Consider the following 12307-nt stretch of genomic DNA (forward strand, 5'->3'; position numbering starts at 1 on the left):
GCATTCGTGCTTAAGTCAGCAAGGTGTCTGCCTTGTTCAGCAGTCGTACCCAAGCAGCGGAGGCCACTACCGTTCTTGCAGGCGCTACAGAACCACTACTTATTTCCCTAAGGGAGAGGAAATTTAGTTGTGATGGATTGTCGTCATATTCAGTTTTGCCATCAGCGGTCTCGCATTGATTTGCATCAACTCCAAGCATTGTTTCAAGCCGCAGCTTTCTGGGCCAAGGACCGACGGGTTGAAGAGCTAGAGATCGCGATCGCCAACAGTGACCCCGTGATTAGTGTTTGGGATCAAGACCAAATGGTCGGCTTTGCTCGTGCCACCTCTGATGGCATTTACCGCGCCACGATTTGGGATGTGGTGATTCATCCTGACTATCAAGGAGCAGGCTTGGGTCGGAAGTTAGTCGAAACTGTCTTAACTCATCCCCGGATGAATCGGGTGGAGCGAGTGTACTTGATGACAACCCATCAACAGCAGTTTTACGAGCGGATTGGATTTCAGCTCAATGCCACTACCACAATGGTTTTGTGCAATCAGCCCATGGAGCAACCGCCTACTCCTGCAGTTGTAGAAATGCCTCAAACCTCGTAAGTGCTTGATCTCTGGATCTATATGCTCTGATGAGCAATTAGGCTAAATCAGTTTCTGGCATCACCAGGGGCATCAGGCATTGAATACGAGTAGATTCAGTCGCGTCTGTCGGATTTGCGTTGCTGTCTGGTTCACTGGGCAAAGCGATGATTTCCAAACGACCTTGCATGCGCTCAATCACGCTTTGGTGCATCAAGAGAGCAAGACCGGGTGACAAAGCTGCTGGGGTATTGGGCGCTGTTGGTAAAGCCTGATTCGATAAAAGCTGGGCAGGTTCACTCCAGAGGCTTACAGCGTAAGGAGCCTCAATGCAAATCGTAACCTGCTCTGTTTCTGGCTGGACTGTCGCTGACAGCGAAATGGTGCCTTCAGGCGTTAAACGAATGGAAGTGTCCAGCAAACTCACTAATGTTTGCTGCAACCACTTGGGATCAGCCTGGACATAAATGTCTTCCTGAATTGGCAAGAGCTTCAAGCGAATATTGCGATCGCGTGCTTGCAAATGAGTCAGGTTGTAAACTTCTTGGAGGATTTGACCTAGTTTTAGCGGCTGAAGCTGTATCTGCCGAGAGCCATGCTCTAATCGAGCCACATCCAAGATTAAGTCCAGTAGCTGCATCAGGTTTAGGGCAGACTGATTTGCTTGGCCAAGGAAGTCTCTTTCTTCCGCTGGGTCATCGCAGAGGTCAGACAGGATCAGTTGATGCATGCCAATTAAGCCGTTGAGGGGCGATCGCAGTTCATGGGAGACTCTAGCCAAAAATCCAGACTTAAACTGGTGCATCTCTACTGCCATTTGATAGGCCAGTCGTGTTTGCTCCAGTTCTTGTTGCAATGCTGCAATTGTTTGGCTACTCTCTTGGTTTGCCATCGACGTGCCCTGCTGACTGACTTAAAGTTCTAGCTTAACCGCTCCAGAGCGAAGAACTTGCCAGGTCGAATCACTCCACTTGATGACGGTGGAAGGGACGCCAGAAGCTGATTCGCTCCAGTGGTTCGCGGCAGCCTCGCCCGTTGGGATCAGGTGGGCCAGTTCCTCCGGTGAGAGCAGCAGCACTTCTGGAAACTGAGCGGCGATCGCGTTCATGGTTTCTAGAGGAGGCTGACCCGATAAATTAGCGCTGGTTGTCGCCAAGGGACCCGTTTGGGCCAAAATCGCTTGGGCGACTGGATGGTTAGGTACTCGCAGGCCAATACTCGTCGAGTCCTGAGGATGGATGGCGCTGGGAACGCGATCGCTGGCAGGCAAAACGAGCGTTAAGGCTCCAGGCCAATATCGGGTGGCTACTTCTTGCCAAATTTGCTGCGCCTCTGCCTCACCCTCAACGAACGGCCATAAATCATTTGGTGTTGCTGCCATCAAAATCAGTGGTTTCTCTTGACTCCGTTGTTTAGCGGCAAAGATTAAATCAGCACGGTCTGGACGAACGGCTAAAGCTGGCACTGTATCGGTCGGAAAGCTAATCACGCGATCGCCCGCTTTGGCACGGTCTACTAAAGCGGTTAAGGAAACTTGAGGCATGTCGTGGAGGGGTGGGCTACGAGGAACCCTGAATTACAATGAGTGACATTAGCGACGATGAGCTAAGACAAAGCGATCGATTCCTGCCAAGTCAGCATGAACTTGAATGCGATCGTAGTCGCCCTGCCTTTCTAATAATTCCACGACTTGCTCTGCCTGTCCTGCCATCATCTCGATTAGCCAAATTCCACCTGGCTTGAGATAAGGGGGGGCTGTTGCTACCAAATGGCGAATGCAGTCTAACCCATCCTCCCCGCCGTCTAAAGCCAAATGCGGTTCATGCCAAGCCACTTCTGGTTGCAGACTAGACACCATCGCACTGGGAATATAGGGAGGGTTTGACACCATACCCCGCAACTGACCTTCTAAGCCAGCCAGAGGTTGGAACCAAGCACCTTGGCGAAACTGCACGCGATCGCTCAATCCGAGATCAGTTGCATTTTGTTGGGCCACAGCGATCGCGTCAGGACTACAATCTACGGCATAGACCGTCGCTTTTGGAAACGCGGTTGCTAGACCAATCGCGATCGCACCGCTACCTGTGCCTAGGTCAGCCCAAATCTCTGCTGCCGAACTGCCAAGCTCAGGACTAAAGGACTGGGCTGCAACAACTGCTAAGTCAATAATTAGTTCTGTCTCTGGGCGTGGAATTAGAACCGCTGGAGACACTGTTAAATTGAACTGTCGCCAAGGTGCAGTTCCAGCCAAATATTGAACTGGAACGCGAGCCTCAATTCGCTTCTGCCACAGTTCTGTGAGTTCTGGTAAAGATAGCCGCAATTGAACTTGTGGCCAATGCTTGAAAGACTCTAGACGCAAGGTTAAACGATCTAACCCAGCCAACTCTTGCAGCAGCCAGTCTACTTCGGCAGACGAAATTGCCGCAGCGTGAGCTGCGGCACAAGCTTCATCCCGCCATTGCCAAAGTTCCTGCCCTGAAACCGCCCAAGTCTTGGGGGAATACATGCTTGTCACGGAACAATCACAATCGAGGGAAGGGTGTTGAGATTGAGAGGTTATTTAGCTTTGGGCCTAGCTTGACCCTGGGCTGGCTGGAGCGATCGCAAAAATTCAATTGACTCTTGCGGTGCCACAATAGCGATTTCTTCCAGCTCCTTGTTATTGCTATCTGTCAGAGTCTGGATCACACCTTCAAGGTTGACCACCTGAATATCCACGCTGGATGCCAAGTCAGGTTGCTGTTGCTTGAGGCGCTGCACCATATTTTGCAATTCCTCTTTTTTGAGGAACAGAGGAATAATCTGTTGATTACCCCGCTTGACAGTCAAATATCCTTTGTTTTTCCCGCCTCTAGCAATAAAGACAGGCACGCCATTAAAGCGCTCTACCTTTTGGCCACTCTGCTTCAAGAGGGCCACGGCTGAGGCAACTTGCTGTTGAGTGGGTACAAAGGCAAAGTTGAGGCCATTAGGCTTATTTTTGTTGGCTAGACCCAATTCATAAACTTCTGCCAACGAAACGGGCATCACCTTCACATTCTTAGCTAGCTCAGGATTCTTGCTTTTCAATCGGTCCAAAAAAGCTTGAGCATCTTGCTGGCTGACAAAAACCCCTGCCACAGGCGCATTCTTTTGACCATTCGCAGCATTGGGGGGAGAAGCAACTAGGGGTGCTCCCTGAGCGTCAGCGATCGTGAACATGGGCACTGCACTAAGTTTTTTCAAAACTTGGTCTTTAGGCAGTGCTAGGGCTTGCATATTTCCTGCAATAGAGGGGCCCAGTAATGCACCTCCAACTAGACTCAGGATTGCACTCCAACGGACAAAAGACTTCATTAGTTGCTCCTGGAAAAAGATTGTAAAGGAGTTAATATTTACGCTTTTAAGTAGCGTTTGCGAGTGAGAAATCGAGATGCGGCTTATAGTTTGCTCACTTACCAATTGTCATGAATTAGTTTGCTAGCTGTTTACTAATTATGCAATTGCAAGTTCACTGAATCTGGGGTGTCTTTTATCACTGGCACCACCCAAATTTCAAGCTAGAGATCGGGCAAAGTTATCGTTTCTCAGTTAGCTTCACAGATTAGTTCTACACTAATTCACTCCATGAGAAGAAATGGTTGAACCGGAAGCATTGATGAATGATCCGCGTGGTCCTAATGTCATTTACAGGTGACTTCGCCTTAGAGAAAATGGTTCCAGGGGAAGTAAGGAAACGGCTCTATCGGTTCAATAAGCCTTTTTCTTGGTACGAGCCAGCGGGCTTGTAGGATACTAACACAAACTGAGTTAGGTCTTTGACTTGGTTAAACGTCTAACTTAACTTATGTAGTGTGATGTTTGATCAGTGCACACTTGTTAAATACATAACTTTCGTTTAGTACTACTGTACAGTTTGAATTCTAATTGGGGTTAGCAATTAAATTTTTACCAACACAAACCTCAGATTAACCCTATGAATTTTACCTGGTTAAGCTTTGAGCGCTCCTATCGCAAGAAGTCTAAAATTAGGCGGGTCGCAGATGAGATACGACATGGGTCTGTAAGCAGAATTATACAAGCCCAATTTGCGATCGCTCTATTGCTGACTTTATCGAGTTGTCAGTCTCCCACTCAATCCAGCAACGGTCTGAAACTGGGCACGTTGCTACCAATTACAGGGGACTTGGCCCAGTATGGTTCACCTATGCAAGACAGTGCTCGGTTGCTGGTGAAGACGGTCAACAACTGTGGTGGAGTCTTAGGCCAGCCAGTAGAGCTGATCTCAGAAGATGACCAAACTGAACCTGCGGCTGGTGCTTCAGCCATGACTAAATTGGCCGAAGTCGATCGAGTGGCTGGTGTCGTGGGAGGCGCATCAAGTGCTGTTTCGAGTGCAGCAGTTGATATTGCTGTTCGGAATCAAGTGACACAAATCTCGCCTGCTAGCACGAGTCCTGTTTTCACGGAACGAGCTAAAAACGGTGACTTTCAGGGGTTTTGGTTTCGTACGGCTCCACCCGATACCTTTCAGGGGCAAGCACTAGCCAAATTGGCGAAAGATCAAGGGTTCCAAACGGTGTCGATTTTAGCCATTAATAATGACTACGGCAATGGCTTGGTGGCATCCTTCATTCCAGCTTTTGAGGCGTTGGGCGGCAAAGTAGTCTCAGGCAAACCCACGCGCTATCCGCCTGATGCCGCCACCTTCGAGTCGGAAGTGGGCGCTGCATTTAGTAGTAATCCAGATGCAGTCTTGTTGATTGCTTATCCAGAGACAGGCAGCCTCATCTTGAAATCCGCTTATCAGCAGGGGTTGTTGAACAAGAAGACGAAAGTGCTGGCGACCGATGGCCTGAAAGATCCCGCGATCGCTAACCTAGTCGGCAAAAATCAGGCAGGCGAATTTATTGCCAATGGATTAATTGGGACGGCTGCCAGTGCCGGAGGACCTGCGATCGCCACCTTTCGTCAGCTTTACAACGCTGAGTACAAGCGTCAGCCTAGTGTGTATGATCCCAACACCTGGGATGCTACAGCTTTAATGGTTTTAGCCGCCGAATCCGCTAAAGCAGCCACAGGTCCTGCCGTTAAAGACAAGATTCGAGAAGTGGCAAGCGCACCGGGGCAAGAAGTCACCGATATTTGCCAAGCCTTAGACCTCGTCCGCCAAGGGAAAGATGTGAACTACCAAGGTGCTAGTGGCACACTAGAACTAGATGCCCAAGGCGATGTTGTCGGTAGCTACGATATCTGGACTATTCAAGAAAACGGCGAGTTAGCAGTTAAAGGTCAGCTCAGCGTTGGCGGCTCATAAAATGCCAAAAGCTCAGAGCCCGAAAGTTCTGAGCTTAAGTAAAAATTTGTTTGAATCGGGATGACAGGATTCGAACCTGCGACATCCTGCTCCCAAAGCAGGCGCGCTACCAAGCTGCGCTACATCCCGTTAACGTCACTTAGCTAGTATACCCTACTCTCAAGCATCCGTGAGCAAAAAATTTAGCTTTGCGTCAACAAACCTAGAAGCAAGGTAAGGACTGCTTCAGAGTTGGGGAATACTGCTTAGAGAAAGTGCGAGGTGCTAGCTTCGGTTAGTCGGGATACCAGAACATGCCCTTAATGCCTTCTGGGTCAGCCATAAAGCCCAAGTTCTGATAAAAGTTCACCACTTGAGGATCAGCGAATAGGGTAATGTTGCTGATATCTTCACTCCGCAATTTCTTGATCACGTGTTTCATGAGAGCCTTCCCGAATCCTTTACCCTGGAAGTCTGGATGAACCACAACGTCCCAAAGCGTGGCGTTAAAGGCATGATCAGAGGTGGCTCGGGCAAAGCCAATTAGGCGTCGCTGTACACCTCGCTGCTCCCACATAGTAACGACGAGAAAGCTGTGCTGGATTGCTTTCTTGACCTTGCGTAGAGGTCGCCGCGACCAACCCACCGCATCGCACAGTTCCTCTAGTTCGTAGAGGTCAATGTCTCGATCGGTGCTAAAGAAAACGCGAGAACTACTGCGGCTTCGGGCCGCTGAGCTACTTAAGCTAGGATCGCGTGGTGCCTCAGTGGGTAGGCTGTTTTCATCCTCAGCAATATATCCCTCAACAGCAGTGGGCTTAGAGCTGGGGGTAGTGTCAGAACCACTAAATAAACTTTTCCAGAAACCCATGTAGGCGTGGTTAAGGTAAGTAGGAGTTAGAAGACAGTACTAGCTAGTATATCTTCCGAACTTGATTCTCATCGTTGCACTTATTCATCAGATTGATCGAGTTATTGGGAAAATCATCTGAGGAAATAAAAGTTGAACAATGAAAATTTGTGAGAAATTGACCTAAGGTTGAGTTTTGCACCTTGGCGATCGCTCTCTCGTCTAGGCTTCCGTTGTAGCAAGTGAGTTGTACTCCCCGTTATGGCCTCGGGTTTGAAATCGTCCACACTAGAACTGCTGAAGCGCTTCAACCGAGCGTTTCCCCAGTTTTATGAGCAATTTGTCAGTAGCGAAATTCAGTTACAAAACCTGAGGCTGGCTTACCAGCTTTATAAAACCAAGCAAGCGGTGATTGAACTGAAACCGGAAGGTAGTAAGAGCGCGCTACATTTTGCCTACCGTAATCAGTCTTTTTTGCTCAGCGATATTTTTGGAGTTTTAGCAGCTTACGGGCTAACCATTCATAGCCTCAGCTTGTATGGGCAGATTTATCCACCCATGCTGGTTTTCATCAAGCTGGTTGTATCACGAGGCGGCAAGACTTTAACCGAGAAAACTGCGGAGAATGTCTGTCGGGCAGTGCGAGAGGCATTGGCAGGACGATTTGAAGTGGAAGAAATGCTGGCAGTAGAGTTTAATCTAGACGCTGGCTTGGAGCAGGTAGAGACGGAGTTTTATGTAGACCCAGTGTTTCACCTGCCAGCCTTGCTAATTGAGGCCGACAACCAACCTGGCTTGTTTTACAAAGTCATGTACGCCATTTGGCAAGAAGATTTGCTAGTGGTCAATGCCAATCTTTTGGTGTGGCGAGGCCGAACCCGGTTAATTTTGTACTTGCTCGGCCCTAACGAGAATTTGATTCCAGAGTATCTTGGTCAGAAAATTGCTGAGGGAGTCCGACAGCGGTTGTTAGGACGACGACACTAAATTCAGCTTAGAGAGTGACTCGATGCCCAAGACCTGTTGCTGTAAGGTCGGCTGCAATGTCGGCTGAGGCCCCTAGGGCGTTTCGGTTGAACTTCGGGCTAGGATAAAAGTATGACCAGCATTAATGTCCTAGGAGTTCCGCACGCCTACGATTTGACGGCGGCTACTGCATCTCCCTCTGTCCTTGTTTTTATTCATGGTTGGCTCTTGAGCCGTCGATATTGGCAACCGTTAATTGAGCGGTTGTCGCCGGATTATCAGTGCTTGTCCTATGATTTGCGTGGGTTTGGCGAGTCGCAATGTTCTAGCTCCTATCACCAGCCCAGTTTGTCTACTGCGACTGCGGAGTTGAGGGATAGCGCGATCGCTCCACCTAAAGCTTCAAGATATACACCTGCTGCCTACGCTCAAGATCTAGCCGTTTTATTGAAACAGCTGAATATTTCTAACGCTTGGTTGGTGGGTCATTCTCTGGGTGGCAGTATTGCGCTCTGGGCAGGCCATCAGCTACCCGACGCTGTGAAGGGCGTGATTTGCTTGAATGCGGGGGGTGGCATTTACCTCAAAGAGGAATTTGAACAGTTTCGCTCGGCAGGAACCAAGATCCTAAAATTTCGGCCCCGCTGGTTTGCACAACTGCCATTGATTGATTTGCTGTTTAGTCGTGCCACTGTCGCTCGTCCGATTGAGCGGTTTTGGGGACGACAGCGCGTGATTGATTTTGTCGTGGCCAATCCTCAAGCCGCTTTAGGAGCCTTGCTGGATTCGACCACCGAAGCAGAAGTGCACCATCTCCCTCATGTGGTCTCCCGTTTGCAGCAACCCGTGTATTTTATGGCTGGGGCGGAAGATACGGTGATGGAACCCAAGTATGTGCGGCACTTAGCCAGTTTTCACCCAACTTTTCGAGTCTGTGGCGATAACGTGATTGAGATTCCCAATTGTGGGCACATGGCGATGGTGGAGCAACCTGATACCGTGGTGGCTCAACTGCGTGCGATTGTCGCTCGACACGAAGTTCAGGAGCAAGTAACTCCCCGCACGGCGACTGGGTGATTGGAGAATTTAATCGGTACTTTCAGGCGTTATTGATAAAGCTGCATGACGTTGGCGATCGCTAGCCGTGACTGTGCCCCTAGTGTGAGGGGTGACGTATGACCCTGGTTGAGATGATCGGCGGCAGCACAGCCAATCATGGCCGCATTATCGGTGCAAAACTTCAGGGGTGGAAACAGCACCCGGAGATTATGCGTTTCGGCAGCGGTTTGTAAGTGACGGCGTAGGCTGCTGTTGGCGGCAACTCCTCCCCCAATCGCGATTGTGGTGAGGCCATAATCGCGGGCACAGGCGATCGCCCGCCGAGTCAGCGATCGCGCCACAGTTTCTTGGAAGCTGGCAGCGAGGTCGGCAACGGGTAGTTGGTTGCTTTCTTGTTGAAGCTTTTGGGTTAAGCGCAGCACGGCAGTTTTTAGGCCACTGAAGCTGGAGTCGTAAGGATGATGACCCCCTTCGAGCCGCGAAACATTGCCTTCGGGCAAGGGAAAGGCTTGAGGATTGCCTTGAGTGGCAAGGCGATCGATCGCTGGACCACCGGGATAACCCAAGTCGAGCAAACGAGCTACTTTGTCAAAGGCTTCTCCTGCGGCATCATCGCGAGTTTGGCCTAAAGTTTCGTAGTGGCCACAAGCTTTGACGTAAATCAGACTGGTATGCCCACCTGAAACCAGCAAACAGAGAAAAGGTGGCTCTAGCGATGGTTCGGTGAGGTAAGAAGCGTAAATATGGCCTTCTAGGTGATGAATGCCAATAAAGGGCTTTTGATGCACTAGGGCCAAGGTTTTAGCGGCTGTGAGACCGACAAGTAGGGCACCCACTAACCCAGGGGCACAAGTAGCGGCAATGCCATCAATCGCAGACCAATCGAGCGATGCTTCCTGAAACGCTTGAGCGATCGCTAGATTAATCATCTCTACATGATGACGGGAGGCAACTTCTGGTACAACGCCTCCATATTGTTGATGAATATCAATCTGAGAAGAAACAATACTACTTAAAACTTGACGATTTTTAACAATCGCGACCGCTGTTTCATCACAACTTGTTTCAAGTGCTAAAACCGTTGCCATTCGCTGGTAATTTTTTGAATGAATGAGCTACTTCTAGTAACTTAAAACTTTACTGGGTCTACTCGGAAGAGTATGATTGCTTCCAAGTTCAGCAAACTTTCCTGTACAAATAGCGTAATCTTTTTGTACAACAAACTTTGAGTTTTGTAACAAAAGGAAATGATTCCATGCAACGACTGTTTGCTTTAGTTCTCATTGTTTGCCTCTGGCTAGGCATGGCCCCCCCTGCCTCAGCAGATGTAGCTGGGTTAGTTCCCTGCGGTGAGACTCCTGCTTTTCAGCAACGTCTAAATAACACTGTGAGAAGCCAAGAGGCTCGCTTACAAAAATATGATCCCAACAGCGATTCTGCTGCAATTATCAAAGGCAGAATTGATCGGGCTCGGGAACGGTTTGCACGCTATGAAGGGATGCTTTGCGGCCCTGAAGGTCTGCCCCGTTTGATCACCGATGGTCGCCCTAGCCACTGGGGTGATTTCCAATATCCTGGGCTGCTTTTCTTGTATCTAGCTGGCTGGTTAGGTTGGTCTGGCCGTAGCTATATCAGGACTGTGAAAAAGAGCGAATATCCAGAATACAGCGAAATTCAAATCAATGTACCTCTGGCGATTCAATGCTTTATTGGTGGGTTGCTGTGGCCTTTGGCAGCAATAAAAGAATTGATTAGTGGAGAGCTAGTTGAAAAAGAGGAAAACATCCCTGTTTCTCCTCGCTAAAACAGTCCTCTAAACTCCATTGCAAGAGTTTAGGTGATTCTCTCTTCGCTTTCCTTTTCGTAATTTCTCCTTTAGCTTGTTCTTAGGAGTTTGGTATGAACGATTTTGTCAAGTATCTGTCTAATGCTCCTGTGTTAGCAGTGTTGTTCGTGAGTGGTGCCCTGACAGCGTTTATTCTGATCAATAAAACGTTTCCAGACGGTCTTTTTCTGTCTCCTTAGGCTGCACTAAGAATTTCTTTTTCCTAGAATTCTTGCTTTGCTAAAGTTAGGCAGCCTTGGTTCTAGAAAGATCAAGGTTTTTAACTTGAGAAACTCGCGATCGCCCTTTTGAAGTCGCGAGTTTCCTAGCCGAACCAAGGGTGACCGAAGTGTAAAATTAATTTTTTTTAAGTGCACTTTGGTCCCAGGAGTGAGAATAAATTTCTCACCTAAAATAGGGCTACAACGTTATTAACTAAAAGAGCAATATGGTACCCGTAGACGCGATAGATAGATCAAAAGATCGCTTAGGCGATCCGAGAAACCGGGAAGTCGTTCGTCCAGCAGGCGGCGACCCTCAAACTGGTAATTTGGAAACCCCAATTAACGCCTCAGGTTTCACAGAAGCTTTCATTAATAACCTACCTGCTTATCGCCGTGGTCTTTCTCCATTACGGCGTGGTCTAGAAGTGGGGATGGCTCATGGTTACTGGCTCATTGGCCCCTTTGCCAAGCTAGGCCCCTTGAGAGATACAGATGTGGCAAACTTAGCTGGTTTGCTGTCCACAGTTGGCTTAGTTGTTATCTCAACTATTGCCCTGTCCTTGTACGCAAACAGCTGCCCTCCTGATCCAACCAAAACCATTACTACTCCAAATCCTCCAGCGGCTTTGACTACCGCAGAAGGATGGAATGAGTATGCTAGTGGCTTCCTGATTGGTGGAATTGGCGGAGCAGCTTTTGCTTACGCCTTACTCGCCAATATCCAGCTGCTACAAAATCTGTTCTAGTAATTCTTGACCAGAATCTAGAATTATTCCTAAGGCAGTCAATCGTTCACTTCTAGTCTCCAAAGTTGCCAGCTTGATAATTTACTTCGCTGGTACCTTTAGTAGGAATGGAAGTGTGATTGACTGCCTTAATTTATGGCTTTAACTGCAAGCTAGGCGCTATAGCAGTGAACGGGGGCAAGCAAAGCCGCCTCAATCTCAGTTAAAGCTTTTTCAAAATCGTCGTTGATGATTTGAATATCGAACTCGCTGGCGGCATCGATTTCGGCTCGTGCCCTCTGCAACCGTCGAGCGATCGCGTCTTCTGAGTCTTGCCCGCGATTACGAATGCGAAACTCTAGTTCATTCAAGGAAGGTGGCAGGATAAAGATACGAAAGGCGGTTGGAAAGGTTTGCCGAACTTGTCTAGCTCCTTCCAGCTCGATTTCTAAAATCACGCACTTGCCTTGCTGAACTTGTTGCTCTACAGCTAGGCGGGGCGTGCCATAATAATTTCCCGCAAATTCTGCCCACTCTAAAAGTTCACCACCAGCGACCATGCGCTCAAATTCGGTGCGATTCACAAAGTAGTAATGCTGCCCATCCACTTCATCAGGACGGGGAGCACGAGTCGTGACTGAAATAGAAACATAAAGATCTGGATGGCGTTGTAGAAGCGATCGCAGTAAGGTGCCTTTTCCAACTCCACTCGGCCCAGTCAATACAACCAACTTGCCTGCTTGCATGCTCCTACTACCCGTTCGACTTACGTTGCTTAAACCTCTTAGGGTAGCACTATCTATA

At 48.8% G+C, this 12307-nt stretch carries 14 protein-coding genes and 1 tRNA gene; 7 read left to right on the forward strand and 8 right to left on the reverse strand.

The features are described 5' to 3' along the window. The first annotated feature begins 132 nt into the window (after positions 1-132). Entirely contained in the window at positions 133-597 is a 465-nt protein-coding gene (locus H6F90_RS28015; protein ID WP_190555436.1) for a GNAT family N-acetyltransferase, read from the forward strand. 37 nt (positions 598-634) lie between these two features. Here the strand turns inward: H6F90_RS28015 and H6F90_RS28020 are convergent, their stop codons facing one another. From H6F90_RS28020 to H6F90_RS28035, 4 genes are read right to left on the reverse strand one after another with little or no spacing between them, the layout of a single operon-like run. Then, positions 635-1468, reverse strand: a complete 834-nt coding sequence (locus H6F90_RS28020; protein ID WP_190555268.1) for a sensor histidine kinase — start codon at positions 1466-1468, stop codon at positions 635-637. 21 nt (positions 1469-1489) lie between these two features. Next, positions 1490-2119 (reverse strand): L-threonylcarbamoyladenylate synthase, encoded by a 630-nt coding sequence (locus tag H6F90_RS28025; protein ID WP_190555269.1) that lies wholly within the window; start codon positions 2117-2119, stop codon positions 1490-1492. 48 nt (positions 2120-2167) lie between these two features. Further along, on the reverse strand, positions 2168-3085 hold the full coding sequence (gene prmC / locus H6F90_RS28030; RefSeq protein ID WP_190555270.1) for a peptide chain release factor N(5)-glutamine methyltransferase: 918 nt from the start codon (positions 3083-3085) through the stop codon (positions 2168-2170). 50 nt (positions 3086-3135) lie between these two features. Next, entirely contained in the window at positions 3136-3915 is a 780-nt protein-coding gene (locus H6F90_RS28035) for a Tic22 family protein (RefSeq protein WP_190555271.1), read from the reverse strand. Between the two features lie 619 nt (positions 3916-4534). Here H6F90_RS28035 and H6F90_RS28040 point away from each other — a divergent pair. Further along, positions 4535-5875 carry an ABC transporter substrate-binding protein gene (locus H6F90_RS28040; RefSeq protein ID WP_190555272.1) on the forward strand — a complete coding sequence of 447 codons (1341 nt, stop codon included), beginning with the start codon at positions 4535-4537 and terminating at the stop codon, positions 5873-5875. Positions 5876-5930: 55 nt separating this feature from the next. On the opposite strand, the gene H6F90_RS28045 is transcribed toward H6F90_RS28040, so the two are convergent. Both H6F90_RS28045 and H6F90_RS28050 read right to left on the reverse strand, forming a co-directional pair. After that, positions 5931-6004, reverse strand: a tRNA-Pro gene (locus tag H6F90_RS28045). A 145-nt stretch (positions 6005-6149) separates the two neighbouring features. Next, the gene (locus tag H6F90_RS28050) at positions 6150-6725 is read right to left on the reverse strand and encodes a GNAT family N-acetyltransferase (RefSeq protein ID WP_190555273.1); all 576 of its coding nucleotides are present in this window, start codon (positions 6723-6725) and stop codon (positions 6150-6152) included. Positions 6726-6977: 252 nt separating this feature from the next. Here H6F90_RS28050 and H6F90_RS28055 point away from each other — a divergent pair, with 252 nt between their 5' ends. After that, on the forward strand, positions 6978-7691 hold the full coding sequence (locus H6F90_RS28055; protein WP_242016986.1) for a hypothetical protein: 714 nt from the start codon (positions 6978-6980) through the stop codon (positions 7689-7691). Positions 7692-7802: 111 nt separating this feature from the next. Then, entirely contained in the window at positions 7803-8747 is a 945-nt protein-coding gene (locus H6F90_RS28060; RefSeq protein WP_190555274.1) for an alpha/beta fold hydrolase, read from the forward strand. Positions 8748-8776: 29 nt separating this feature from the next. On the opposite strand, the gene tsaD is transcribed toward H6F90_RS28060, so the two are convergent. After that, the gene (tsaD, locus tag H6F90_RS28065) at positions 8777-9817 is read right to left on the reverse strand and encodes a tRNA (adenosine(37)-N6)-threonylcarbamoyltransferase complex transferase subunit TsaD (protein ID WP_190555275.1); all 1041 of its coding nucleotides are present in this window, start codon (positions 9815-9817) and stop codon (positions 8777-8779) included. A 167-nt stretch (positions 9818-9984) separates the two neighbouring features. Here tsaD and H6F90_RS28070 point away from each other — a divergent pair, with 167 nt between their 5' ends. From H6F90_RS28070 to H6F90_RS28080, 3 genes are all read left to right on the forward strand, one after another. Continuing rightward, positions 9985-10533 carry a Photosystem I reaction center subunit III gene (locus H6F90_RS28070; protein ID WP_190437980.1) on the forward strand — a complete coding sequence of 183 codons (549 nt, stop codon included), beginning with the start codon at positions 9985-9987 and terminating at the stop codon, positions 10531-10533. A 95-nt stretch (positions 10534-10628) separates the two neighbouring features. After that, complete coding sequence (locus H6F90_RS28075; RefSeq protein WP_190437982.1) at positions 10629-10754, forward strand: Photosystem I reaction center subunit IX; 126 nt, start codon at positions 10629-10631, stop codon at positions 10752-10754. 248 nt (positions 10755-11002) lie between these two features. After that, the gene (locus H6F90_RS28080) at positions 11003-11524 is read left to right on the forward strand and encodes a photosystem I reaction center subunit XI (protein WP_190437983.1); all 522 of its coding nucleotides are present in this window, start codon (positions 11003-11005) and stop codon (positions 11522-11524) included. Between the two features lie 152 nt (positions 11525-11676). Here H6F90_RS28080 and gmk read toward each other — a convergent pair whose 3' ends face one another. Further along, positions 11677-12249, reverse strand: coding sequence for a guanylate kinase (gmk, locus tag H6F90_RS28085; RefSeq protein ID WP_190555276.1), 573 nt, complete (start codon positions 12247-12249; stop codon positions 11677-11679). Positions 12250-12307: the final 58 nt, after the last annotated feature.

The organism is Trichocoleus sp. FACHB-591, from assembly GCF_014695845.1.
Lineage (GTDB): Bacteria > Cyanobacteriota > Cyanobacteriia > FACHB-46 > FACHB-46 > Trichocoleus.